At 30.4% G+C, this 25,779-nt stretch carries 24 protein-coding genes; 20 read left to right on the top strand and 4 right to left on the bottom strand.

The annotated features are described in order from the left end of the window. The 15 genes from ARA56_RS04960 to ARA56_RS04890 form a co-directional block, all read left to right on the top strand. A partial coding sequence (locus tag ARA56_RS04960) for a ferritin family protein (protein WP_341380049.1) occupies window positions 1-297 on the top strand: 297 nt, incomplete at its 5' end. Window positions 298-600: 303 nt separating this feature from the next. Then, window positions 601-2,409 (top strand): flavocytochrome c, encoded by a 1,809-nt coding sequence (locus ARA56_RS04955; protein WP_242855878.1) that lies wholly within the window; start codon window positions 601-603, stop codon window positions 2,407-2,409. A gap of 182 nt (window positions 2,410-2,591) precedes the next feature. Beyond that, window positions 2,592-3,176, top strand: a complete 585-nt coding sequence (locus ARA56_RS04950) for a TetR/AcrR family transcriptional regulator (protein ID WP_055264547.1) — start codon at window positions 2,592-2,594, stop codon at window positions 3,174-3,176. 110 nt (window positions 3,177-3,286) lie between these two features. Next, window positions 3,287-4,720, top strand: a complete 1,434-nt coding sequence (gene cls / locus ARA56_RS04945) for a cardiolipin synthase (protein ID WP_084758958.1) — start codon at window positions 3,287-3,289, stop codon at window positions 4,718-4,720. A gap of 632 nt (window positions 4,721-5,352) precedes the next feature. Next, window positions 5,353-6,366 (top strand): 3-deoxy-7-phosphoheptulonate synthase, encoded by a 1,014-nt coding sequence (gene aroF / locus ARA56_RS04940; protein ID WP_055264546.1) that lies wholly within the window; start codon window positions 5,353-5,355, stop codon window positions 6,364-6,366. An 11-nt stretch (window positions 6,367-6,377) separates the two neighbouring features. Further along, complete coding sequence (gene aroB, locus ARA56_RS04935) at window positions 6,378-7,427, top strand: 3-dehydroquinate synthase (RefSeq protein ID WP_055264545.1); 1,050 nt, start codon at window positions 6,378-6,380, stop codon at window positions 7,425-7,427. Window positions 7,428-7,439: 12 nt separating this feature from the next. Beyond that, window positions 7,440-8,735, top strand: coding sequence for a 3-phosphoshikimate 1-carboxyvinyltransferase (gene aroA, locus ARA56_RS04930; protein ID WP_055264544.1), 1,296 nt, complete (start codon window positions 7,440-7,442; stop codon window positions 8,733-8,735). After that, window positions 8,713-9,786, top strand: a complete 1,074-nt coding sequence (gene aroC, locus ARA56_RS04925) for a chorismate synthase (RefSeq protein ID WP_055264543.1) — start codon at window positions 8,713-8,715, stop codon at window positions 9,784-9,786. The genes aroA and aroC overlap by 23 nt, the downstream gene beginning before the upstream one ends. A gap of 235 nt (window positions 9,787-10,021) precedes the next feature. Then, window positions 10,022-11,149, top strand: a complete 1,128-nt coding sequence (locus tag ARA56_RS04920) for a chorismate mutase (RefSeq protein ID WP_055264554.1) — start codon at window positions 10,022-10,024, stop codon at window positions 11,147-11,149. Window positions 11,150-11,164: 15 nt separating this feature from the next. Continuing rightward, window positions 11,165-11,980 (top strand): shikimate dehydrogenase, encoded by an 816-nt coding sequence (aroE, locus tag ARA56_RS04915; RefSeq protein WP_055264542.1) that lies wholly within the window; start codon window positions 11,165-11,167, stop codon window positions 11,978-11,980. 14 nt (window positions 11,981-11,994) lie between these two features. Continuing rightward, window positions 11,995-12,501, top strand: coding sequence for a shikimate kinase (locus ARA56_RS04910; RefSeq protein WP_055264541.1), 507 nt, complete (start codon window positions 11,995-11,997; stop codon window positions 12,499-12,501). A 233-nt stretch (window positions 12,502-12,734) separates the two neighbouring features. Beyond that, on the top strand, window positions 12,735-13,169 hold the full coding sequence (gene aroQ, locus ARA56_RS04905; protein WP_055264540.1) for a type II 3-dehydroquinate dehydratase: 435 nt from the start codon (window positions 12,735-12,737) through the stop codon (window positions 13,167-13,169). Between the two features lie 63 nt (window positions 13,170-13,232). Beyond that, window positions 13,233-14,246 carry a 3-deoxy-7-phosphoheptulonate synthase gene (aroF, locus tag ARA56_RS04900; RefSeq protein WP_055264539.1) on the top strand — a complete coding sequence of 338 codons (1,014 nt, stop codon included), beginning with the start codon at window positions 13,233-13,235 and terminating at the stop codon, window positions 14,244-14,246. A gap of 147 nt (window positions 14,247-14,393) precedes the next feature. Then, a complete protein-coding gene (locus tag ARA56_RS04895; RefSeq protein WP_055264538.1) occupies window positions 14,394-15,227 on the top strand; it encodes a prephenate dehydrogenase in 834 nt (277 codons plus the stop codon). A 17-nt stretch (window positions 15,228-15,244) separates the two neighbouring features. Beyond that, window positions 15,245-15,733 (top strand): TM2 domain-containing protein, encoded by a 489-nt coding sequence (locus ARA56_RS04890; protein WP_055264537.1) that lies wholly within the window; start codon window positions 15,245-15,247, stop codon window positions 15,731-15,733. Window positions 15,734-15,871: 138 nt separating this feature from the next. Here the strand turns inward: ARA56_RS04890 and ARA56_RS04885 are convergent, their stop codons facing one another. Beyond that, window positions 15,872-16,429 carry a class IV adenylate cyclase gene (locus ARA56_RS04885; protein ID WP_055264536.1) on the bottom strand — a complete coding sequence of 186 codons (558 nt, stop codon included), beginning with the start codon at window positions 16,427-16,429 and terminating at the stop codon, window positions 15,872-15,874. A 102-nt stretch (window positions 16,430-16,531) separates the two neighbouring features. On the opposite strand from ARA56_RS04885, the gene ARA56_RS04880 reads away from it, so the two are divergent. Beyond that, window positions 16,532-17,572: a nucleoid-associated protein gene (locus ARA56_RS04880; RefSeq protein WP_055264535.1), complete on the top strand. Its 1,041-nt coding sequence runs from the start codon at window positions 16,532-16,534 to the stop codon at window positions 17,570-17,572. A gap of 90 nt (window positions 17,573-17,662) precedes the next feature. On the opposite strand, the gene ARA56_RS04875 is transcribed toward ARA56_RS04880, so the two are convergent. Further along, a complete protein-coding gene (locus tag ARA56_RS04875; protein WP_148315742.1) occupies window positions 17,663-19,645 on the bottom strand; it encodes an FAD-dependent oxidoreductase in 1,983 nt (660 codons plus the stop codon). Between the two features lie 152 nt (window positions 19,646-19,797). Between ARA56_RS04875 and ARA56_RS04870 the strand changes: the two genes are divergently transcribed. Next, entirely contained in the window at window positions 19,798-20,703 is a 906-nt protein-coding gene (locus ARA56_RS04870) for a helix-turn-helix domain-containing protein (RefSeq protein WP_055264534.1), read from the top strand. A 185-nt stretch (window positions 20,704-20,888) separates the two neighbouring features. Here the strand turns inward: ARA56_RS04870 and ARA56_RS04865 are convergent, their stop codons facing one another. Together ARA56_RS04865 and ARA56_RS16385 are read right to left on the bottom strand one after the other, a co-directional pair. Further along, complete coding sequence (locus tag ARA56_RS04865) at window positions 20,889-21,218, bottom strand: DUF4363 family protein (protein WP_172675742.1); 330 nt, start codon at window positions 21,216-21,218, stop codon at window positions 20,889-20,891. Window positions 21,219-21,265: 47 nt separating this feature from the next. Then, complete coding sequence (locus tag ARA56_RS16385; RefSeq protein ID WP_055264532.1) at window positions 21,266-22,105, bottom strand: YetF domain-containing protein; 840 nt, start codon at window positions 22,103-22,105, stop codon at window positions 21,266-21,268. Between the two features lie 173 nt (window positions 22,106-22,278). On the opposite strand from ARA56_RS16385, the gene ARA56_RS04855 reads away from it, so the two are divergent. From ARA56_RS04855 to sdaAA, 3 genes are all read left to right on the top strand, one after another. Further along, window positions 22,279-23,937, top strand: a complete 1,659-nt coding sequence (locus ARA56_RS04855) for a nucleoside kinase (protein WP_055264531.1) — start codon at window positions 22,279-22,281, stop codon at window positions 23,935-23,937. 124 nt (window positions 23,938-24,061) lie between these two features. Next, entirely contained in the window at window positions 24,062-24,742 is a 681-nt protein-coding gene (sdaAB, locus tag ARA56_RS04850; protein WP_055264530.1) for an L-serine ammonia-lyase, iron-sulfur-dependent subunit beta, read from the top strand. 5 nt (window positions 24,743-24,747) lie between these two features. Then, on the top strand, window positions 24,748-25,626 hold the full coding sequence (sdaAA, locus tag ARA56_RS04845; protein WP_055264552.1) for an L-serine ammonia-lyase, iron-sulfur-dependent, subunit alpha: 879 nt from the start codon (window positions 24,748-24,750) through the stop codon (window positions 25,624-25,626). The last annotated feature ends 153 nt before the right edge of the window (window positions 25,627-25,779 follow it).

Here is a 25,779-nt window from a genome sequence, read left to right as displayed (position 1 = left end):
CATAGAGAAGGTTACCCAGAAATCGGTCTTTACTGGGAAAAAGCAGCTTATGAAGAAGCAGAACACGCAGCTAAGTTTGCTGAATTATTAGGAGAAGTTGTTACAAGCTCAACTAAGAAGAACTTAGAATTAAGAATAGCAGCAGAAAATGGAGCAACTGAAGGTAAATTCGATTTAGCTAAGAGAGCTAAGATGGCTAACTTAGATGCTATCCATGACACAGTTCATGAAATGGCTAAAGATGAAGCTAGACACGGAAAAGCTTTCGAAGGATTATTAAACAGATACTTCGGATAATAAAAAGAAAAATCTAATAAAAAACAAAACCTATCATAAAAATATGAAATAAAAACCAGAAGATATTAATTCTTCTGGTTTTTTTTGTTTATATCTAATGTTTTAAAAGGAAAAGTTTGATTATTAACTAACTTAATTAAGTGTTTCGTAATGTACATAAATGTGGATTTTATATATTTAAATCAAATAAAAAAGAAAAAAATGGATTTAATAGAAAAAATAGTTGACTAAAATTGTTAAATATAATACAATAATTTCGAACTGGTTTTAGAACGTGTTCTATATTTGAGGGGGGAATTACAAGTGAAAAGAAAAAAATTAAGCACTGTTATTATTAGTGCACTAATGACTTTAACTATTGCCACAGGTTTAGTTGGCTGTGGACAAAAATCAACTTCAGAAGATTCAGCTATTACTTTTAAAGCTGGTACTTATGAAGCAACAGCGAAAGGGCATAATGCAGATTTAAAATTATCTGTTACTGTCGATGAAACATCTATTAAGGAGATAAATATTTTAGAACATAATGAATCTCCTGGAATATCAGACCCAGCGTTTGAGAAAGTTCCAAATGAAATAATTGAGACACAAAGTATAAATGTAGATAGCGTTTCAGGGGCAACTGTTTCAAGTATGGCTATAATAACAGCTGTAACAGAAGCTCTTAAGCAATCAGGAGTAGATATAGATGCTTTAAATAAGAGAGCAGAAGGAAATGCTGTCGCAGTTGAAGATATCGAAAAAACTACTGACGTTCTTGTAATCGGTGCAGGGGGAGCAGGGATGGCTGCTGCAGTTACAGCGCACCAAAATGGAGCTGAAGTGTTAATAATTGAAAAGATGGGTAAAGTTGGTGGTAATACTATGATATCTGGTACTGCTTACAATGCTGTTGACCCAGTGAGACAAAAAGCACAAGGAATAGAGGACTCAGTTGAAAAGCATTATGAGCAAACTTTAGAGGGTGGAGACAATTTAGGAAATCCAGAATTAGTAAAGACACTTACTGAAAATGCTTACTCAGGAATTGAGTGGCTTGAAAGTTTAGGAATGCAATTTAAGGATGAGGTATTCACTGTTTTAGGTGGATTATGGCCAAGAGCTCATAAACCAGTTTTACCTTTAGGTACAGGATATTTTGAACAAGCATATATGCCATATTTAGAAGAAAATAATGTAGAAGTTATGCTAGAAACAAAAGCTACTGAACTTATCGTAGAAGATGGAAAAGTAGTTGGAGTTATAGCTGAAGGTTCTAAAGGAAATAAAGTAACTATAAAAGCAAATAACGGTGTAATATTAGCTACTGGTGGATTTGGTGCTAATGTTGAGATGAGACAAGAATATGATGGTATCTGGGGAACTTTAGATGAATCAATAGGTACTACTAATCATCCAGGAGCTACTGGAGATGGTGTTGTTATGGCTGAAGCTATAGGTGCTGAATTAGTAGGTATGGATAAAATTCAATTATTACCAATGGGTGATCCTGAAACAGGAAGTCTTACTGGTAATATAGAGCAAGGCGTTGAAGATCGTATATTTATTAACAAAGAAGGTAATAGATTTGTTGATGAAGGTGAACGTAGAGACGTTATGACTAAAGCTTTATTTGAGCAAACTGATGACTTTATGTGGATAGTTGTTGACCAACACTCATATCCAACAGGAGATACAAAAAATAACTTTAACGAAACTATAGATGAGTTAGTTGAAGCAGGAAGAGCTTATAAAGCTGATACTTTAGAAGAATTAGCTGAAATGATGGGTGTAGATAAAGATAACTTTATAAATGCTGTTAATAAATTTAATGAAGCTGTTGATGGAGCAGAAGATGAGTTTGGAAGAACTTTATTTGCGAATAAAATAGATACAGCGCCATTCTATGCAGCAGCTAGAAAGCCAACAGTTCACCATACAATGGGTGGAGTTAAGATAAACACTAATGCTGAAGTTGTAAATACTAATGGAGAAGTTATTTCAGGATTATTCGCAGCTGGAGAAGTAACAGGAGGAATCCACGGATCAAATAGATTAGGTGGAAATGCTCTTGCAGATATAACTGTATTTGGAAGAATTGCAGGTGAAAATGCAGCTAAAGCAAACAAATAAGAATATAAGCAAATAATAGTTAATCCCCTAAAGTGATTATTATTATATAGGCCATAGAAGCTTTCTTCTATGGCCTAATTTATTTAACTGAATAGATAAAGTAAAGTGGTGATTATAGGTACCTTATGATAAAATAGTATAAAATATTAAATAGAATGCAAGAGTATTTCAGGAGTATAGATATGAGCAAATGCACTAGGAAGCAAATAGAAAAAAGAAAACAAATAATTGAGGCTACAAAGAGCATTATGGATGAAATAGGATTTGAAAATGTAACGGTAAGAGGTATATGCAAGGCAGCTAATATTTCTATAGGAACTTTTTATCACTATTTTAATGATAAAGGAGATATAATAATTCAATTATATACAAGTGTTGATGAGTATTTAAGCGAGATTGAGATAGAAAAATTAAGTGATGAAGATGAACTAAAAAATATAATTACATTTTCAGAAGAGTATGGTAGATTCGTAGCTGATAGTGGGTTAAGTGTAGCAAAACAAATATTTGGAGCAGCAATTAATACTGAATCTGATCAGATTTATAGATCTATAGAAAGAGATATAAATAGGATTATATTTAACATAATAAAAAGGGCTAAAGAAAAAGAACAAATTAATACTGACTTTAGTACAGAAGAAATTTCAAATATGATATTAATAAATATTAGAGGAATAGTTTTTGATTGGTGTAAGTTCCAGGGTCAGTATGATTTAGTTGCACAAATAAGAAATAGTATCAGTATATTTGTAAGAGGCATTAAATAATAGTAAAAATATTTTATAAAAATTAAAGAATTAGCCTTTGTATTAGCAAAGATTAATATAGTATATAATATTAATTGTATATAAATATAATAAGGGAAGTTGGTGAAATATTGGGAGCGTATATATTTTTAGCAGCATTAATATTTTTTATAAATATGGTATTAGTGTTCTCGTTAATATTTATTGAGAGGAAAGAGCCTGATACTACATGGGCATGGTTATTGATATTATTAATATTACCAGGTATAGGGTTTATAATATATTTAATGTTTGGCCAAAATCTAAGTAGACAAAAATTGTTTAGGGAAAAAAAGATAATAGATAAAGTTAAGACTAAAGCAGTAAAAGAGAAACATGAATTATCTAAAAAGGATGATAAAAAGTTTATAGATAATTATAAGAGCTTAATACTTATGAATTATAATCATTCAGGGTCAATATTTACTAATGGAAATGATGTCAAAACTTATATAAATGGAGAGGATAAGTTTAGAGATCTATTTAATGATATAAGAGGTGCTAAAAAATTTATACATATAGAGTACTATATCTTTAGATTTGATGATTTAGGAAAAGCTTTGATAAATGAGCTTAAGTTAAAAATTGAAGAAGGTGTAGAAGTAAGATTATTAGTAGATGGAATGGGCTCTAAAAGTCTTAAAAAGAAAGAAATAAGATATATTGAAAGCATAGGAATCAAATTTTCAGTATTTTTCCCAGGAATATTACCTCATATAAATACCCGTATAAATTATAGAAACCATAGAAAAATAGTTGTAATAGATGGAGATATAGGTTATGTTGGTGGATTTAATGTAGGAAACGAATATGTAAATAGAGGAAAGCAGTTTGAGTTCTGGAGAGATACTCATATAAGGGTTCAAGGTGAGGCTGTAAATGAATTAAATAAGAGATTTATCTTGGATTGGGATTATGCTGCAGAGGAAAATATAAATGATATGACGGAGTTTTTCCCAGAGCATAAGATTTATGGAGATGTAGGTATGCAAATAGTATCTTCTGGACCAGACCATATGGAAGAGTATATTAAGAATGCATATATGAAAATTATTAATGATGCCAAAGAATATGTATATATTCAAACACCATATCTAGTTCCAGATGGACCTGTTATAGAAGCATTAAAGATATCAGCATTATCAGGAGTTGATGTAAGGATAATGGTTCCTGGAAAGCCAGATCACTTTTTTATGGAATGGATGTTAAGTGCTAATATTGGACTATTACTTGATTACGGAATTAAATTTTATAGATATCAAAAAGGCTTTATACATGCAAAAACTATAGTATCAGATGGAAAAGTATGTAGTATTGGGACAGCTAATCTAGATATAAGAAGCTTTAAATTAAACTTTGAAGTAAATGCTATTATGTATAATGAGAAAATATCAAAAGAACAAGAAAATATTTTTTATAAAGATCAAAAAAAGTGTAAGCTTGTCACAAAGAAAGAGTACGATAATAGAAGTAGAGCCCTTAGAATTAAAGAGTCATTAATAAGGCTAATTGCGCCTATCTTATAAAATGCATGTTGACAATATGGTTAAAATTGGTATAATTAACACAAGAGAAAAATAAAACATTATACGAGGTATTATTATGAAAGGATTAAGAAAAGAATTATTTGCAAAATTATATAGCTATTTTTACTTTTTTATGTTCTGGGGCTTTTATTTTAGCGCTGGCTATTTCTTTTGCAAAAATAAATATAATTCTATCTTAATGGGAGTATAATAATAGTACACATTTTTATAATGTTATATAAATAAGTGTTAATAATTTTGTTATATCAAAGAGAACTCATTAAGAGTTCTCTTTTTATATTTAAACTCCAAATTTAAATTTGGCTAGTTTAAAATACTCCTACGAACGTATGTGAGTAGCGAGTTTCATTTAAATAGTAAATTTTCAATTTGGAAAGCTTATAGCACACCTACGAGTGAATGCGAGTAGTGTGTTTCATTTAAAATCCAAATTTCACCCAGAGGGCGCACATGTAATTTGGCTAGTTTAAAATACTCCTACGAACGTATGTTAGTAACGAGTTTCATTTAAATAGTAAATTTTCAATTTGGAAAGCTTATAGCATACTTACGAGTGAATGCGAGTAGTGTGTTTCATTTAATTATTGACTAAATAAAAGGGGGCAATTTAAATGGTTGTAATTTTAAAACCAAAAACAAGTACAGAGGAGATTAATAAATTAACTAAGGACTTAGAGTCAAAAGGGGTTACAGTTAATCCTGTAATTGGAACAGAGCTTATTATTTTAGGATTAGTAGGAGATACAAGTAAAATAGATCCATGTTATATTGAAGCTAATCCTTATGTAGAGAGAGTAATGCATGTTCAAGAGCCTTTTAAGAAAGCAAATAGAATGTTTCATCCAGAAGATAGTATTATAGATGTAAATGGAAATACTATTGGTGGAAGAAAGATTTCTATTATTGCGGGACCTTGTTCTGTTGAAACTGAAGAACAAATATTAACTGTTGCAGAAGATGTTAAGAAATATGGGGCAAGTTTCTTAAGAGGGGGAGCCTTCAAGCCAAGGACTTCACCTTATAGTTTCCAAGGGTTAAAATATGATGGATTGGAACTATTAAAGATAGCTAGAAAACAAACAGGATTACCTATAGTGACAGAGATAATGTCACCATATGATATAGATATATTTGCTGAGAATGTAGATGTAATTCAAGTTGGAGCGAGAAATATGCAAAACTTTGACCTTTTAAAAGAACTTGGTAAAATAAATAAACCAATACTTTTAAAGAGAGGTTTATCAGCTACCATAGAAGAATTACTTATGAGTGCTGAATATATAATGGCAGGTGGTAATGAGAATGTAATTCTTTGTGAAAGAGGAATAAGAACATTTGAAACTTATACTAGAAACACTTTAGATTTAAGTGCGATACCTGCAATTAAAAAGTTAAGCCATTTACCGGTAATAGTAGATCCAAGCCATGCTGCAGGAAAGTGGTGGATGGTTGAGCCTTTAGCAAAAGCTGCAGTTGCAGTAGGTGCAGATGGACTTATAATAGAAGTACACAATGACCCACAAAAAGCATGGTGTGATGGACAACAATCAATTAAACCGGAATTATTCAGAAATATTATGAATGATTTAAGAGTAATAGCAGAGGCAGTTGGTCGCGAAATTTAGGAGGAGTAAAAATGGATTTAGTTGTTGATTTAGGGGAAAGAAGCTATCCTATTATAATAGAAGATGGATTATTAGATAGAGTTGATGTTGAGATAAAGAAGGTCTTTAATGGCAATAAGATATTTATATTAACTGATAATAACGTTAATAAGTATTATGGAGATATTATTTATTCAAAACTAGAAGAAGTAGGTTATGAAGTTAAAAAACATGTATTACCTGCTGGTGAAGAAAGTAAGAGCTTCTTTACCTTACCAGAGGTTTATAATTCATTATTAGAATTTAATCTTACTAGAAGTGATTTGATAATTACTTTAGGTGGTGGAGTAATTGGAGACCTTGGAGGGTTTGTTGCATCAACTTATCTTAGAGGTGTTAGCTTTGTCCAAATACCAACATCACTTTTAGCTCAGGTTGATAGTAGTGTTGGAGGGAAAGTTGCAGTTGATTTAGAAAAAGGAAAAAATCTTGTAGGTAGCTTCTATCATCCTAAGTCAGTACTAATAGATCCATTAGTATTAAAGACTTTAGATAAGAGATTCTTAATTGATGGAATGGCTGAAGTTATTAAGTACGGATGTATAAAAGATGAAGAATTATTTAAGTACCTTGAAAATATCCCTAACTATATTGAATTAATCAACAATATTGGGAGTATTATCCACAGATGTTGTGATATAAAAAGGGAAGTTGTGGAAAAAGATGAGAGAGATACAGGAGAAAGAATGTTATTAAATTTTGGTCATACTATAGGTCATGCAATAGAGCAATATTATAATTACTCTAAATATACTCATGGAGAAGCTGTGGCTATAGGAATGTATAATATTTCTCTTATAAGTGAAAAGTATGGTCTTACACAGGTAGGTACAAGTACGAAAATAAGAAGTATTTTAGAAAAATATGACCTTCCATATAATATGGACATTGATATAGAAAATATTTTAGAGACTATGAATTTAGATAAAAAGAAATTAGGTAAAAAGTTGAATTTAATTATTTTAAAGGAAATAGGAAAATCTGAAATTTATAAAACTACAAATGAGTTTTTCAAAAAGTAAAGGTGAGATACTATGGCAGATTTAAAAGTATATCCATCAAAATTAGAAGGAAGTATAAAAGTACCTCCTTCTAAGAGTATGGCACATAGAGCGATAATTTGTGCAAGTCTTAGTGATGGAAAAAGTAAAATTGATAATATAGATTATTCTGATGATATAATTGCAACTATTGAAGGGATGAAAGCTTTAGGTGCTAATATTATTAAAAAAGGTGACAGTTTAGAGGTAGAAGGCATATATTCATCTTCATTAAATAGAAATGAAGAGAGAATTATCGATTGTAATGAATCAGGGTCTACTTTAAGATTTTTGGTTCCAATATCATTGTTAATCCCTGGTAAAAGTAAATTCGTAGGAAGAGGTAATTTAGGAAAAAGACCTTTAAAGACTTATTATGAAATATTTGATAAGCAAGGCATTAAATATTCTTATGAAAATGAAAAGCTTAATCTAGATATAGAAGGAAATTTAAAGGGTGGAAAGTTTTATGTTGAAGGTAATGTAAGTTCTCAATTTATTACTGGATTACTTTTTACACTTCCATTATTAAAGGAAGATTCAAAAATAGTAATAACTACAGAGATGGAATCTAAAGGATATATTGATTTAACATTATCAGCTATGAAAGAATTTGGGATTGATATAATTAACAATGATTATAGAGAATTTATTATAAAAGGAAATCAAAAGTATACGTCTAGAGATTATAGAGTTGAAGGTGATTATTCTCAAGGAGCGTTCTTCTTGTGTGCAAATGCCTTAGGGAATGATATTGAAGTAAAAGATTTATCTCTTAAATCTCTTCAAGGAGATAAAGAAGTAGTAGATATATTAGAGAGAATGGGTGTTGAATTTATCAATTCTGAAAATGGTATTAGAAGTAAAGTTAAGAATGAAATTAATTCAACGATAATAGATGGGTCTCAGTGTCCAGACATAATACCAGTACTAGCTGCAACGGCTGCGTTGGCAAAGGGAAGAACAGAAATAATAAATGCAAGAAGGCTTAGAATTAAAGAGTGTGATAGATTAGCTGCCGTAAATAGCGAATTATCAAAGCTAGGAGTAAATGTGGTAGAAAATGAAGATGGACTAATTATTGATGGTATTGATAGTTTAGATGGTGGTATTGAAGTTTGGAGCCACAAAGATCATAGGATAGCAATGACATTAGCAATAATTGCTACTAGATGTAAGAATCCTATAATTATAAAGGATTATGAATGTATAGCTAAATCTTATCCAAATTTTTTTGAAGACTATAAAATGTTAGGAGGTAAAGTAGATGAGTGGAATGTGGGGAAGTAAAATAAAGATATCTATATTTGGTGAATCCCATGGAAATGCTATAGGAATAAATATTGATGGATTACCTAGTGGGTTAGAACTAAATTTAGAAGATATAGCTTATGAAATGAGAAGAAGAGCTCCAGGTAAGAGTCCATTATCTACAGCTAGAAGTGAAGAAGATATTCCAGAAATATTGAGTGGATATTTTAATGGAAAAACTACAGGAACACCTCTTTGTGCAATTATAAGAAATACTAATACAAGATCAAAGGATTATAGTCTGTTAAAGGATGTAATGAGACCGGGTCATGCAGATTATAGTGGAAATATTAGATATAATGGTTTTAATGATTATAGAGGTGGAGGGCATTTTTCAGGAAGAATAACTGCACCTTTAGTTTTTGCAGGAGCTATATGTAAGCAAATATTAAAAGAAAAAGGTATAGTAGTAGCAGCTCATGTTAAGTCAATAAAGGATATTAAAGATAAGAGTTTTCTTGATTCAGATATAGATTTAAATTTTGTAGAGGCATTAAAAACTTTTGAGTTACCTTTAATAGATAAAAGTATTAAGGAGAATATGAGAAAAGAAATATTAGAAGCTAAGGAAGATATGGATTCAGTAGGTGGAACTATTGAATGTGGTGTATTTGGAATAAATCCAGGTGTAGGAGATCCATTTTTTGATTCAGTAGAATCAACATTAGCTCATCTTTTATTCTCAGTACCGGCTGTAAAAGGTGTTGAATTTGGACGAGGATTTGAATTGACTAATATGAGAGGCTCTGAGGCTAATGATGAGATATATTATGATAATGGAGAAATTAAAACTAGAACTAATAATAACGGTGGAATATTAGGGGGAATAACTAATGGTATGCCAATAATATTTACAACTGCTATAAAACCAACTTCATCTATTGGAAAAGAGCAGAAAACAGTAAATATTAATACAAAAGAAAATACAATATTAAAGGTTGAAGGAAGGCATGACCCTTGTATAGTTCAAAGGGCTATCCCAGTGATAGAGGCTGTTACTGCAATAGGAATATTAGAGCTATTATCGTAAAGTGAAAGGTTTCGATTGCGCAAAAGGTGAAAAGATTAGCCTTGGTAATAGAGAAAAGTTTTGCTATGCGAAAGGTGAAAAGTTACCTAAGACAAGATTATGGTTTTGATTTGCAAAAGGTGATGGATTCCCGTTGAATAGTGATGCTTTTGCTTCGCAAAAGGTAAAATAATTGTAGTTGGAAATTGAGATAGAGGAATGAATGTAGAGAAATATAAATAGAAGTGAGGTGGAGATTATGGATCTTTCTGATTATAGGAAGGAAATTGATGAGATAGATGAAGAGATGACTAGGCTTTTTGAAAGGAGAATGGATATCTCTGTTAAGGTTGCAGAATATAAAATTAATAATAAATTACCTATCTTTAATGGTGGAAGAGAAGCTGAAGTAATTCATAAAAATGTTAAAAGGTTAAAAAATTCAAGCTATGAATCATTAATAAGAAAATATTTTAATCATTTAATGGAGTTAAGTAGAGCACTTCAACAAAGGAGATTTAATGAATGTAATAATTGCTCTACAGAAGCAAATGGAAAAATTAGAGATGGTAAGTTAGGATTTCAAGGTTTAGAAGGCTCCTTCAGTGAAGAAGCAATGATAAAGTATTTTGGAGAAGATAGAGAAACATCTCACTATGAAACTTTTGAGGACGTATTTGAAGCTTTAAAAAATAATGAAATAGATTATGGAATTTTACCGGTAGAAAACACTTCAACTGGTGCTATAACAGAAGTTTATGACCTTATGAATAAATATGGCTTTTATATAGTTGGAGAAGAGTGTATTAAGATAAATCAACATCTTATAGGATTAGAAGGAGCTACTTTAGATAATATAAAGGAAGTTTATTCACATCCACAAGGTTTTCAACAAAGTAGTGAATTCTTGAAAACTAATAAACAGTGGATATGTATACCTTACTACAATACAGCAACAAGTGTTAAAAAAGTATATGATTTAAATGATATAACAAAAGCAGCTATAGGAAGTGAAAGAGCTGCTAAGCTATATGGGCTTAAAATATTAGCTCATAATATAAATAACCAATATGAGAATCAGACTAGATTTTTAATAATAGGTAGAAATTTAGAATTTGATGAAAATTCAGATAAAGTAAGTGTTGTTTTTTCATTAGAAGATGAAGTGGGAACATTATATAGTCTCTTAAAGCACTTTGCAGAAAATAACATAAACTTAAAGAATATTGAATCAAGACCAATTAAGAACTCACCTTGGAAGTATTTATTGTATGTAGATTTTGAGGGGAATTTAAATAGTATTGAAGTTAAAAATGCTTTGAAATTAATTCAAAAGAATAGTGGGTATTTTAAGTTGCTTGGTAATTATAAAAAATTTAGCTAATTAGGAGTTAATGTTATGGATTTTTTTGGGATATTAGGAGAAAAATTAAGTCATAGTTTATCACCTGAAATTCATGGTACTATATTGAAAAGTATAGATAAATGTGGAGAGTATAAGCTTTTTGAAATAGAAAGAGATAAATTAGGTGAATTTATTGAAGCAGTTAAGCTTTTTAATGTAAGAGGATTTAATATTACTATACCTTACAAACAAGAAATAATGAAATATTTAGATTTTATATCTGAAGAAGCTAAAAGAATTGGGGCTGTTAATTCAGTAGTATTAAAAGATAATAAACTATATGGATATAATACAGATTACTTTGGGTTTGGAGCTACTTTTGAGAGAAAAAAAATTACTTTTAAAGATAAGATAGCAGTAATTTTAGGAACTGGTGGAGCTTGCAAAGCAGCTTTAACATATATTTTAGATAATGAAATAAAAGAATTATATTTAGTTAGTAGAAATCCGAAGGATGTAAGCTTGAATGTGGATGATAAGAGGTTGAAAGTTATTAGCTATGATGAATTAAAGTGTATAAAAGGCAATATTATTATTAACTCTACGCCTGTTGGCATGTATCCTAATAAAGATAGATGTCCGATAGGAAAGGATATAATTGATAATTATGATGTAGTAATGGATCTTATATATAATCCATTAGAAACTAAATTTTTAGAGTATGGAAGAGAGAAAGAAAAGATAACTTTAGATGGTCTTTATATGTTAGTAGCTCAAGCTGTAAAAGCTCAGGAGATATTCCAAGAAATTAATATTGATGATGAGATAATAGATAATATATACCGAGACTTACAAGATAAATTTAAGTAATTGAGGGTGTTATTATGGAAAAGACTAAAAAAAATATTCTTTTAATAGGAATGATGGGTTGTGGTAAGACAACGTTGGGAAAGATATTAGCTAAAAAATTATCTTATGACTTTATTGATATGGATAGTTATATTGAAGAAATATCAAATGATACAATTTCTAATTTATTTAAAGTAAGTGAAGATAATTTTAGAAATTGGGAAACAGAGAGCTGTAGAAGATTAAGTAAATTAAAACATACTGTTATTTCAGCTGGTGGAGGAATAATAAAAAAAGATATTAATATGAAGCTATTTGATGAAAATAGTATAATAGTTTTTATAGATAGACCAATAGAGAACATTTTGGAAGATATAGATGTATCTAAAAGACCTTTACTGTCTGATGGAAAAGAAGTATTATATAAGCTAAAAGAAGAAAGATATGATTTATATAATAAGTATTGTGATTATAGGATTGTTAATGATGGAAGTATAGAAGAGGCTTTATATGGAATTGTTGAAGTTATTGAGAAGAATTAAAGTAAAGTGCGAATCACTTTGGTGAAAAGTTTGACTACGTCAAAAAGGAAAAAGTCACTGACATGACAGTGAAAATATTGCCTATGGCAATAGTGAAAAATGTTTATATTGGTACTTTTCACTTTAACTTAAGTTAACTTTTCATCGCTATAACAGTAGCCTTTGCATCTCGATGTATTCGACTTCTCACAGTGAAGTTTGCTTCGCACTTTATTTAGGAGGCGGGATTTTAAGTGAAGGTAATGGTAATAAACGGACCTAATTTAAACATGGTTGGAGTTCGTGAAAAAGGTATTTATGGTACTAGAAGCTTTGAAGATATATGTGATTATATAAAAGATGAAGCTAATAAAAGAAATATAGAAGTAGAGCTTTATCAAAGTAATATAGAAGGGGATATAATAAATCAAATTCATAAATGTTACTATGAAGATTTCGATGGTATTATCATAAACCCAGGAGCTTATACGCATTATAGTTATGCAATACATGATGCTATAAAAAGTGTAAATATAAACACTGTAGAAGTTCATCTATCTAATATACACGCAAGAGAAGAGTTTAGACATAAATCTGTAACAGCACCAGCATGCATAGGACAAATATGTGGGTTTGGAGAAATTGGGTATATCTTAGCAATGGATGCGTTAAAAAAAGTTAATAGTTAAGAATTAACAAATAAGAGTTAAGAATGAAACTATTAACTATTCATTATAAAAAGGAGTGATAGTATGATAGTTGTAATGAATCCAAATGTAACAGATTCAGATATAGATATTGTAAAAAAAGAGTTAGAAAGTAAGGGGTTAAGCGTTCATTTATCACAAGGAAGTACTTATTGCATAATTGGAATAGTTGGAGATGCTTCAAATATAGATCCAGATAAGTTATTAACTTTTGATGGAGTAGATAAGGTATTAAAAGTACAACATCCATTTAAGAAAGCAAATAGATTATTTAAGCCAGAAGATTCTATAGTTAAAGTAGAAAATACTTTAGTCGGAGGAAATAATTTAGGAGTTATGGCAGGACCGTGTTCTGTAGAAAGTGAAGAACAAATAATAGACATTGCTAAAAAAGTTAAGGCTTCAGGTGCAAACTTCTTAAGGGGGGGAGCATTTAAGCCAAGAACTTCACCGTATAGCTTCCAAGGATTGGAACTTGAAGGATTAAGATTATTAAAGTTAGCAAAAAAAGAAACTGGACTTCCTATAGTTACAGAAATAATGTCAACAGATTACATAGATGATTTTGTTAGAGAGGTAGATGTAATTCAAGTTGGTGCAAGAAATATGCAAAACTTTGACCTTTTAAAACAATTAGGGAAAACTAACAAGCCTATTTTATTAAAAAGAGGATTATCAGCAACCATTGAAGAATGGTTAATGTCAGCTGAGTACATAATGGCTGGTGGTAATGAAAATATTATTCTTTGCGAAAGAGGAATAAGAACTTATGAGGGATATACAAGAAATACTTTAGATTTAAGTGCAGTTCCTGTAGTAAAGAGATTATCACATTTACCAATTATAGTTGACCCAAGTCATGCTGCTGGATACTGGTATCTTGTAGAACCATTAGCAAAGGCCGCTATAGCTGCAGGTGCAGATGGACTTATGATAGAAGTTCATAATAATCCACAATGTGCTTTAAGTGATGGACAACAATCTATAAAACCAGAATCATTTGACCAACTTATGAAGAAGATTAAGGTGTTGGCTGAAATGGAAGGAAAAAGAATTTAATATAGTTAATAGTTAAAAGATAAGAATAAATAGTTATAGCTAATACTATACAAAAGTTTTTATAAATTAATTTTAAAGTCAGCGTAAGCTGACTTTCTTCATACAGTATTAACTATTAATCGTTAAGTGAATAAAAGGGGGCTATTTATGAATATTGTTATAATAGGACTTGGTGTGATTGGCGGAGGATATGCTATGGCATTAAAGGAAGCTGGTTATACTGAAGTATATGGGGTAGATAATAACATAGAAACATTAGAAAAGGCTAAGTTTTTAGGAATAATTAAAGAAGGTTGCCTTACAGGTGAAAGTGTTATTCCTAAGGCAGATTTAATAGTTTTGGCTGTTTATCCTGATTTAGTTAAAAAGTTTATTCAAAATAATATAAAGTTATTTAAAGATGGATTAGTTATTACTGATGTAACAGGGATTAAGGAGCCATTTATAGAGGAAGTAACAGCCATACTTCCAGAGGATATAGATTTTGTTTTTGGACATCCTATGGCAGGACGAGAAAAAAAGGGAATAGATTATGCTACTAATACTGTATTTAAAGGAGCGAATTATCTTATAACTGTAACTCCAAAAAATAAAGAGAAAAATATAAGTTTAATTGAAGATTTAGCATATAAGATGGGTTTTAAGAGGGTTAAGAAAATAAGTCCAGAATATCATGATGAAATGATTGCGTTTACGAGTCAACTTCCACATGCATTAGCTGTGGCATTGATTAATAGCGATATAGAAGGTAGAGATACTGGAAGCTTTATTGGTGATAGTTATAGAGAATTAACTCGTATAGCTAATATTAATGAGACACTTTGGAGTGAACTATTTTTAGGAAATAAGAATAATTTAATTGTATCAATAGAAAATTTCCAAAGGGAGCTTGAACGTATAAAAGAATGTATTAAGAATGACAATAAAGAAGGACTAGAAAAATTATTTATAAAATCCACAAAGAGAAGAGAAAATTTATAAATTTTAGGAGGGTATTTATGTATTGTGAGAATTGTGGAATGGTAGTTAGTGATAATAGCAATTTTTGTTCAAATTGTGGAGCTAAGGTTAAAAAGCCTATACTAAAATGTAGTAACTGTGGGGCAGAGGTTAAAGAATATGATACTGTCTGTGAAAAATGTGGGCAAATAATAGAGAGAAAAACAAGCAATCATACTAAAAGCTCTACAGATGTAGGAGTATCATCAGTTAACTCAAATGCAAATAGCAACAGTACAGCTCAAAATACAAATGTTAATAAAAAACAAAAGTCTAAAGTTGTTGCGGGAATTTTAGGTGTTTTAGTTGGACCTTTCGGAGTTCATAGATTTTACTTAGGATATATAGGTATAGGAGTACTTCAATTAATATTAACATTTTTAAGTTTTGGATTAGCAAGTCTTTGGGGATTTATAGAAGGTATATTAATTCTTTGTGGAGTTGGAATCACAGAAGATGCTGATGGAGTACCACTTTCGGACGATTAAAATCGTGGTGAAAGGTGCCTACAGCAGATGAAAGGTGAGCTATGCTGAGGTGAAAAGTTAGTTGTACTAAAATTAAAAATAATCTTTTACGAAGTAAAATAGGGAAAAATTTTGAGTTTGCATAAGTAAAAAGGGCGATTAACGCCCTTTTGTTTTACCTTGTATTCCTCTTTCGGCTAATATATCGTAAATAGTTTGAGAAGTTGTATCTTCTAATGTATATCCTAATAGCTTAACTATTTCTTCAAGTTTTTCAACAGAAGTTGTTTCGATTTCTAGGTAAGGAAAAGGACAGAAGCTTTTATCATTTATATCTATTTCTACAAGTGAATCATTAATTTTATAGCTTTCTCTATATTTGGATATAGACTCTTGAAGTTTAAGTCCTAAAGAAGTGAAAATTCTTCTAGCCATATCTTTATTATCAACTATAACCTCATTTTCTTCCATAACTTTAAATGTATCTTGACTTAACATTTTTTTAGTAGTCATAAAAACTGTTTCTTTTCCTTTGATTCTATCTACAGTTGTTCTGATTCTAGCATATCCTTTAGCTGCTAAAAGTCTACCATCTTCAAAATCATATATTTCATTTACTTGGTCTTCAGATTTAACTTTTTCTCCACCAAGTGAAATCAGTTTATTTCTTATATCATCAACATCAATATCTACGATTCTTGTTTCTAATTCTTTCATTCAAAATACTCCCTTCAAATGTCATTAAAAATATTATAAACTAATGCTATAATAATAGCTATAATAATATATGTTTGACTACAATAGTAAGAGGTGTAAGGTATGGAATACATTAATGATATAAATATTCAAGAGGCTGTGATACATATTTTAGATAGTAATAGCGATGAACCTATATTAAATGAGTATAATTTAGAGTTGACTGAAGATATTTATAAATTTTTATATAGGCATATTGAGAAATGCTTAAAGGATGAAGAGTTAAAGACAGCTGTATTTAATCCAGAAAGAAATATAGTAAAAGAAATAGTACAGGATTATTTAAATGGAATAGATAAAGATATGATAACTTTATCTAGAGAGCTAGCAAGACAACTTTTCGTAATAATGAAGGGAAATGTAAACATACCATCTTGTGATTTGATAGTTGCATTTTTGATAACGGACCAAGGACCTTTAATAGCAATATTAAAGATGGATTATGTTAAAAACTTTACTCATCAAGTTGATTTTGTTGGGGATAAAATAGGAATTGGAATAGTACCTCAAGCAGCAGGTCTTCCAGGTAGTTCTCAAAGAATACAGAAGGCTGCATTTATTAAACCAATAAGAGATGATCAAAGATTTGACTTATGGGTAATTGATAAACAGAAGAAGAGTAAAGAGGATGATGAATATGGAGCAAACTATTTTTTAAATAGTTTCTTAGGTTGCACAATAGTTGCTAATAATAGAGATATGACAAAAACTTTCTTAAAGGCTGCGGAAACTTGGACTAGAAGTAATGTAACAGAGGATGCAGATAAGGCAGAAAGAATAAGAACTACTATAAAGAGTAAGCTAAAGGAAGAGGATTCAATAAGTATAGACGATATTTCAAATCAGCTTTTCCAAGAAGAGCCTAAAGCAAAAGAGGAGTTTGCTACATTTGTTAAAGGACATGGATTAGAAGACGAAATTGCAGTTGATAAAATGTGGGTTGAAAAGAAACTAAAGAGAATAAGATTAAAGATTGATAAAGAAATTGATTTGTACATAGATGAAGAAGCGTACCATGATCCAACTAAGTTTGAAATACAAAGAAATGGCGATGGAAGCATAAATATGATAATTAAACATGTAATTAATTATATTGAAAAATAGAGTAAAACAATTGGTGGTATCGCAAAATAGATAAATATATTTTGCGATACCACCTTATATTTTTATATATTTAGGGAGTACACTATTTAATTACTTTGCAGCCTCAGTTAAACATTGAACAACAGCCTTCTTAATACGCTCTGAAGTTAAAGTAGCTCCAGATACTGCTTCCACATCTACAGAGTTTGTTTCAACTATTTTTGCAGGAATATCTTTGATAGCTCCAGATGCGACTGCTTCTGTTTCTTTGTTATCTCCTACAACAACCTCTGATATTTTACCATCAGCAATTGTTACATTTACAGTCATTGGACCTTCTTGTCCATCAACTGTTACTTCATATTTTCCATCTTTAAGTTCTTTACTCATATCAAATTCATTTTCGCTAGTCTTATCTTTAATAAATAATTCCTCATCTAACATGTTTTCAGCTGGTTTAACTTCGTAGCCAGTTGCAGGTTCAGTTGACATAGCATGTCTAGCAGCTAAACGACCAAATACTACTGGTCCCATAACTCCTGTACCACCAGAAACGAATTTACCCCAGATACCACCTACAACTTCTCCAGCAGCATATAAACCAGGAATTGCACTACCAGATGCATCTAATACTTGTAAATCTGTATTAGTTTGAATTCCACCTAAAGTCATTATACATAAAGCATTAAGACGTACTGCATAGTACTTTTGACCTTCTATTTTGTTGTTAGCTAATTTAAATGTGTTGAAGTTTTCATCATAACTACGACCGAACTCATCAGTTTCACCAGCTTCAACTGAAGCGTTGTATGAGTCTACAGTAGCTTGTAATTTCTCTACTGGAACTTCTATCATTTCAGCTAATTCTTCTAAAGAATCTGCTTCATAAAGTGCGTGTTTTCCTGGAGCACCTTCAGCACCAAATCTTAAATCATACATACCAGCCGCATTATTAGCACGTAAGTCTTCTAATATTTTATCTGTGAATATATCAAATTGAACTGCATCTGGTTGCTCTTCAAGGGCAACTTCTCTTATTGATGGATTAGCTTCTGTTTCATTTACAAAACGCTCTCCCTCTTTATTTACAACTATACCACCAGTTTTCCAAGTGTAAGTTGAAGCTATAATTCCAGTTGTTGGATCATCTTTACTAGCAAGACCCATAGGGAACGTTGGGATATATCCCATTATTTCATCATCTTGTAAAGCTCCACCAACTTTTTGCATCATTAATAAACCATTTCCATCAGCTGTTGCTGGACTTCCAGTAATGTAGCTTCCACCATAAGTAGCGTATTTAGCCATAAGTTTATGGTTAGCAGAATATCCACCTGTAGCTACGATAATACCTTTTTTACTATTGTAACGAGTAACTTTTCCAGTTTGAGTATTTTCACCGCATACGCTAAGTACTTGACCTTCGTCGTTAGCAATTAAATCAGTAGCTTTTGTTAAGTATTCAACTTCAATTTTGCTGTTTGATTTAAGAAGGCCATCTAATACTTCATGTAATGGTGATTTATAATTAGTTTTATCTTTTGCTTGTGCTTTATAAGTACGTTGAATAGAGTAAAGTGCATGCTCAGGAGCAAAAACTGCACGATTTCCTTGCTGATCTTTCGTAAACTCATATTCGCTTAATCCATTATCCCAAAGCCATTGGAATGCATCCTTATCTTCTTCAACAAATATTTCAATCATTTCTCTATTAGGTTTTCCACCAAAGTCACTTCCAGTGTTCATTATATCTTCTACAAACGATTCAAGAGTATCTTCAATTCCATCTTCCTCTTGAATGATTGTTTCAGCAGCTGACATTGATCCACTAGTAAAGTTTAGTGATCCCCCAGTTTTATTAGTAGCTTCAAGAATAATAACCTTTTCAGCTCCATTGTTAACAGCCTCTAAAGCTGCAGATAAACCTGCTGCCCCTGCACCTACGATAACAAGATCTGCAGATTTCTCATCATCAAATTTAATTTCTTGTGTTTGTAGATTCGTATCATCATTACCAGATGTGCTTGTACATCCAGTAAACGAACCAGCAGTAATTGCTACTGATAATAGTAGTAGTAAAGCTTTTTTTATCATTTAATTATTCCCCCTTATTGAATATGTTAACATAATAACATAATTGTATTTTTCTTAACAATAACATTTCTGTTTTAAAACTTATACAAATCATAACCAAACTTTCCAAAATAATGATATAATTAGAATTAATTTTATACATGAGGTGAACTATGAATAATAAAAAAATAAACTATTTTCCAGTGCTTGAAGAAGATCGTGTATCAAGGTATTTAGCAGCTCTTAAATATAAACTAATTACTTTTGGAATATGGCAGCAAAATGAAGATGTTCCCATGCATAATGAAGTTCTTGGACATTTTAAATTTATATATATAACTAATGGTTCTTGTACCCTGACTATAGGGAACGTAGACTATGAGGTTAAAAGTGGAGATACTCTATTATTTCCTCCTTTTATAACTTATCGTGCAACCTGTCATCAAGGTGAAGAGCTTAAATTTTATTTTTTACACTTTGATGTGGCTCCTGTTGACAAAAGAAATCTTTTAACCATGTTATTAGACTTACAGGATATTGCTATATACAAGGGGTTAATTACAGAGCGTTCTATAGCTAACCTTGGAAATCTTAATCAACAGCTTTTAGATAATAAACCTGGGATTTATTATAATATAAGCAACCTATTACATAGTACAATCTTTGCTGCTCTAAACGCTTCTGAACCAAGTGATTTATTAGGTCTAGCCAGTGAAGTAGCTGCAACAAATGAAGAACTTATAATTCAAGATTGTGCAAAATATATTGATACTTATATCCATGAACAAATACAAGTTGACGACCTTTGTCGCCATGTTAATGTATCACAAAGTTATCTATACAAATGTTTTACAACTGTTTTGGGAGTATCTACTAAGGATTTCATACAAAAGCATAAGCTGAGAAAAATAAGTGTAGAACTATTATCGAAAAGTATACCTTTACAAGAACTTGCAGATAAATATGGATTTTCCTCTGCAAATCATTTTAGTACAGTATTTAAGAAATATTATGGATGTTCCCCAAGTGCTTATAAACAAAAGCACCTAGAAAAGTTTAATTTAGAAAATAGTATATAATAAAAAAGCTAGCCTTTCTTCTGATTAGTGAGAAGAGGGACTAGCTTATTATTGTGGCTGATTGTGCTAGTAGATGAAACTAAAACATTAATTTAACTAATACAACCGTGACAATTTGAATAGAATATATTTATATATAAAAACTATTAAGTAGTGCATAAATATATTTTTTGATAGTTTTAAAATTAGAAAATATTCTCAATATTTGGAACCTGTAGTTCTTTCATGTGTTTAGTACTATATTTTAATAAATGAAGAGAAGCTTCACTTTCGCTTATATCATCATTTTCAAGGTATACTGAAAGCTTTAAAGCTTCATTTAACATAACATCATAATCCATATGGTTTATGTATATAGCGGCTATAGCACCTCTATCTTGAATCATATCAAATAAATCCATTGCTTTTTCAAAACTTACTTCTACATTATCAGTTTTTATTGACTCTTCCATTTCATCACAGATGTTAACTATATCAGTACAAAGACTTTTAAATTTAAAATCAGCATAAAACAAAAAAATAATTAAGGCTAAGAAAAGTGAAATTGAAATTAATGAATTTTTTATTTAAAACACCCCTTTTCATAGTCATCATACAGTTGGCATATAATTTTACCATTAGTATCTGTCATATATAGAAGTACATCCTTTATAGAATTTATTCCATGTTTTTTTAATTCAGCCTCTATCCAATATTTATTTTTACCACTAGTAGTTAAAGAATTCTTATTTACGTGGCCATCTAACACATAAATAACTGGAAGACGAGGTCTTTGATTGGAAGAACTACTAGTAGTTTTATTTGGACTATTACTTCCTTGAATATTAATAGTAGAAGTTCCGCTATTAGCAGGTGGTGAACTAGAAGAATTTGTCTTAGAAGAACTATTTTGACTAGAATCACCAGATGAGCTACTAGATTGCGATTGGTTTTCTTTAGATGAACTAGATTCTGAGGAAGCGTCATAAGTTAAAAAAGACATTTGCCCATTATTCTCTAATATCCCATATTCGATTTCATTTAAATCAAAATAGCCAGCTAATCGTAACTCTTCCATAAGTTCGTCTAAGTTAATCTGTTGACTTTTCAAAGCTTTAAAATTTATCTTACCTTTACAAATTAGTATACTTGGTTCACCTTCAAGAAATTTTCTTGCAGCTTGACTTTTTAATTGAAGCTGAGTTAATACAGTCTTAATAAATAGTAATGTTACAATAGGTATAATTCCTAAGATTAATGGTAATCTCGTGTCTTGCATTGGTAAAGCTGCTAAATCTGATATCATTATTGTTATTACAAATTCGTAAGGCTGAAGTTCTCCAATTTGTCTTTTTCCCATTAGTCTCATCACCAGTATTACTAACGCATATAAAAAGATAGTTCTAATTAATACAATAAACATTTAATCACCACCTCTATTTATGTATTATTAGTAAAAAGAAGTATTTTATTCTAAAAAATATGGTTAAAGTAAGCAAAAAAATTATAAATTAATAGAATAATAAATCATAAAGTATATAATAAAAGTATAGAATGGCAAGATTATAGATATAGAAAAGAGGAAGGAGGAATATTATGAATGAATACAAAATACAAATAGGGCAAGAACAATATGTAAACTGTAAAGAAGGAACTAAGTTTATAGATTTAGTTGGTAAATACTATAATGGTAAAGTGTTGGATATAGCTATATGTAAATTAAATAACAAATATTATGAATTGGGTGAAAATGTACCATGTTGTGGCAAGTTAACTATGATACCTTTTACTAGTGTTGATGGAATGAAGGTATATGCAAGGACGTTGCAATATGTTTTTATTAAGGCAACATTAGATTTATTTAAAGATGCAAAGATAGTTATACAACACAGTATAGATAAAGGAATATTTGGAGAGATTCATAAGATAACTCCTCTAGATGAAGAAGATATAAATAAAATAAAAAATAGAATGAAAGAAATAGTAAACAAAAATATTCCAATAAATAAGGTTAAAGTTAAAAGAGAAAAAGCTATAGATATATTTAAATCTTATGGGATGGATGATAAGGTGCTTTTATTGGAGCAAGTAAATTTTGAATCTGTAAGTTTATATGAACTTGATGGAAGATATGACTATTTCTATGGATACATGGCACAAAGTACTGGAGTTATTAAAGCCTTTGATGTTATGTACTATGACCCAGGATTTATTTTAAGATATCCCTTAGAGGAAGATATAAATACTTTAGTTAAATTCAAAGAACAGAAAAAATTAGCAAGTATTTTTATGGAAACAGAAAGATGGTTAAATATTTTAGGTGTAGGAGAAGTAGGTTCTTTAAATGAAAAAATAATAAATGGAGATTTAGCAAGTTTAATAATGACTTCTGAGGCGCTTCATGAAAAGAAGATAGCAGAAATTGCTGATAAAATATTTAATAGAAGAGATACTAGAATAGTATTAATAGCAGGACCTAGCTCTTCAGGTAAAACCACATTTGCCAATAGATTGGCGATACAATTAAGAGTAAATGGACTTATTCCAATTCCGATATCTTTAGATGATTATTTTGTCAATAGAGAAGATACGCCTATCGATGAAGATGGAGAATATGATTTTGAAACAATTCAATCTGTAGATATAAAATTATTTAATGAACAACTAAGAGAAATTTTAAAAGGTAATGAAGTAGAACTTCCAACATTTAATTTTTTAACAGGAAAGAGAGAATGGATAGGAAATAAAATAAAGTTACCTCAAAATGGGGTAGTGATAATTGAAGGAATACATGGATTAAATCCTATTTTAACTTCTGAAATTGATGATAAGTATAAATTTAAGATTTATATTTCTGCATTAACACAATTAAATTTAGATAATCATAATAGAATATCAACTACAGATGTGAGAAGAATACGAAGAATAGTTAGAGATCATTTATCAAGGGGGCATGAAGCTGAAGATACGTTAAAGATGTGGCCTAAGATAAAAAGAGGTGAGCAAAAAAATATATTTGTTTATCAAGAAGAAGCCGATGTTATGTTTAATTCCACTTTAGTATATGAGTTATGTGTTCTTAAAAAAGCTGCATTAGAGGAATTAAATAAGATAGATGAAGATAATACTATATATAATGAGGCAAAAAGGTTAAAATCTTTTTTAGGATTTTTTAAAGAGATTGACTATGATTTAGTGCCACAGAATTCAATATTAAGGGAGTTTATTGGAGGAAGTATTTTTTATAAATATTAATTTACTTTTTATTACTAATAAAATAATACTAGCATAAATAAGAAAATTTTGTTAATGTAAGATAAAGAATATTAAACAATGGGATTATGGTATAAAAAGAACTATAGATAAGGAGAGAAGAGAGATGAAAACAGTTGGTGTATTTGATATACTTGGACCAATAATGGTTGGACCATCATCATCACATACTGCAGGAGCTGCAAGACTTGGAAAAGTAGCTAGATCTATTGCAGATGCTGATATTAAAGAAGTAACATTTCTATTACATGGATCTTTCGGTAAGACTTATAAGGGACATGGAACTGATAGAGCCTTAGTTGCTGGAATATTAGGCATGGAACCAAGTGATTTAAGATTGAGAGATTCATTAAATATTGCAAGAGAGCAAGGTATAGATATAAGTTTTAAAGAAACAGATTTAGGAGAATCACATCCTAATACAGTTAAATTTTTAATAACAGGTAAAGAAGGAAAACAATACGAAATGGTAGGATCATCTATAGGAGGAGGAAGTATAGAAGTATCCGAGGTAAATGGCGAAAAAGTTGAATTTACAGGTGCTTATCCAACTATAATAATATCTCATGTAGATGTACCGGGAGTAGTATCTAATGTAACAAAATTACTTTACGATCATGCTATAAATATTGCCTTTATGAAAGTTTTTAGAAGTCAAAAAGGCAAAGAAGCAACAATGGTATTTGATGTTGATAATGAAGTTACTGATGAGATTATAGAAGAAATTAAAATAATGGAATCTATTAATAAAGTAATTAGAATCAATCCAATTAAGGGCGGTGAATAAAAATGATAGTAGCAAGATCAGGCGAAGAACTTTTAAAGATTTGCGAAGAAGAAAATATATCATTAAGTGAATATGCAATAAGATTAGAAATGGAAGATAAAGGTCTTACTAGAGAACAAGTATTTGAAAAAATGGCGAAAAATCTTGAGGTAATGAGAGAAGGCGCTAATGAAGGTAGAGAAAAGAAAATATATTCTGTAAGTGGACTTATAGGTGGAGATGGATATAAGATAAATAAGTACTTAAGAAAAGGAAATACATTAACTGGAGATGTTACTGTAAGAGCTATGGCTATGGCGCTATCTTCATCAGAAGTAAATGCAGCTATGGGGCGAATTGTAGCTTGTCCTACAGCTGGTTCATGTGGTATTTTACCAGCAGTTATTCTTTCAGCTGGTGAGAAACTTGAAAAAACTGATGAAGAGCTTATTGAAGGATTATTTGCTGCAGCAGCTGTCGGAATGATTATAGGAATGAATGCTACTTTGGCAGGAGCTGAAGGTGGTTGTCAGGCTGAGTGTGGTTCAGCAGCAGCTATGGGATCAGCAGCAGTTGTTGAAATGATGGGTGGTACTCCTAAGATGAGTTTAGATGCAGGAGCAATAGTTTTAAAAAATGTATTGGGACTTGTGTGTGACCCAGTTGCTGGATTAGTAGAAATTCCATGTGCGAAAAGAAATGCAGCAGGGGCTATAAGTGCATTATGTACAGCAGATATGGTTATGGCTGGAGTAGATTCAAAGATACCTTTTGATGATACAGTTTCAGCTATGTATAAAGTAGGAAAGAGTCTTCCATCTGAGTTAAGAGAGACAGCTATGGGTGGAGTTGCTGTTACTAAAGCAGGGCTTGAATTAAGGAAGAAGGTTTTTGGAGAAGAATAAGTTAATATAGAAGAATATAAATAGCCTATGGTAATTTGATTTATATATACCATAGGTTATTTATATTTAGTAACAAAATATATTATCAATATTAACTTGTTATTTGTAAATAAAGAGATTTATACTTTAGTACCTATTGAAGCTACATTTCAT

Source organism: Clostridium disporicum (assembly GCF_001405015.1).
Taxonomy (GTDB): Bacteria; Bacillota; Clostridia; order Clostridiales; family Clostridiaceae; genus Clostridium; species Clostridium disporicum_B.
Note: the sequence above shows the minus strand (reverse complement) of the source record. Positions and strands in the feature narration are given on the sequence as shown.

Coding starts and splice junctions, on each gene's coding strand:
- ARA56_RS04950 (WP_055264547.1), top strand. CDS start 2,592: ATGAGCAAATGCACTAGGAAGCAAATAGAAAAAAGAAAACAAATAATT.
- aroF (WP_055264546.1), top strand. CDS start 5,353: ATGGTTGTAATTTTAAAACCAAAAACAAGTACAGAGGAGATTAATAAA.
- aroB (WP_055264545.1), top strand. CDS start 6,378: ATGGATTTAGTTGTTGATTTAGGGGAAAGAAGCTATCCTATTATAATA.
- aroA (WP_055264544.1), top strand. CDS start 7,440: ATGGCAGATTTAAAAGTATATCCATCAAAATTAGAAGGAAGTATAAAA.
- aroC (WP_055264543.1), top strand. CDS start 8,713: ATGAGTGGAATGTGGGGAAGTAAAATAAAGATATCTATATTTGGTGAA.
- aroE (WP_055264542.1), top strand. CDS start 11,165: ATGGATTTTTTTGGGATATTAGGAGAAAAATTAAGTCATAGTTTATCA.
- ARA56_RS04910 (WP_055264541.1), top strand. CDS start 11,995: ATGGAAAAGACTAAAAAAAATATTCTTTTAATAGGAATGATGGGTTGT.
- aroF (WP_055264539.1), top strand. CDS start 13,233: ATGATAGTTGTAATGAATCCAAATGTAACAGATTCAGATATAGATATT.
- ARA56_RS04895 (WP_055264538.1), top strand. CDS start 14,394: ATGAATATTGTTATAATAGGACTTGGTGTGATTGGCGGAGGATATGCT.
- ARA56_RS04890 (WP_055264537.1), top strand. CDS start 15,245: ATGTATTGTGAGAATTGTGGAATGGTAGTTAGTGATAATAGCAATTTT.
- ARA56_RS04885 (WP_055264536.1), bottom strand. CDS start 16,429: ATGAAAGAATTAGAAACAAGAATCGTAGATATTGATGTTGATGATATA.
- ARA56_RS04880 (WP_055264535.1), top strand. CDS start 16,532: ATGGAATACATTAATGATATAAATATTCAAGAGGCTGTGATACATATT.
- ARA56_RS04875 (WP_148315742.1), bottom strand. CDS start 19,645: ATGATAAAAAAAGCTTTACTACTACTATTATCAGTAGCAATTACTGCT.
- ARA56_RS04870 (WP_055264534.1), top strand. CDS start 19,798: ATGAATAATAAAAAAATAAACTATTTTCCAGTGCTTGAAGAAGATCGT.
- ARA56_RS16385 (WP_055264532.1), bottom strand. CDS start 22,105: ATGTTTATTGTATTAATTAGAACTATCTTTTTATATGCGTTAGTAATA.
- ARA56_RS04855 (WP_055264531.1), top strand. CDS start 22,279: ATGAATGAATACAAAATACAAATAGGGCAAGAACAATATGTAAACTGT.
- sdaAB (WP_055264530.1), top strand. CDS start 24,062: ATGAAAACAGTTGGTGTATTTGATATACTTGGACCAATAATGGTTGGA.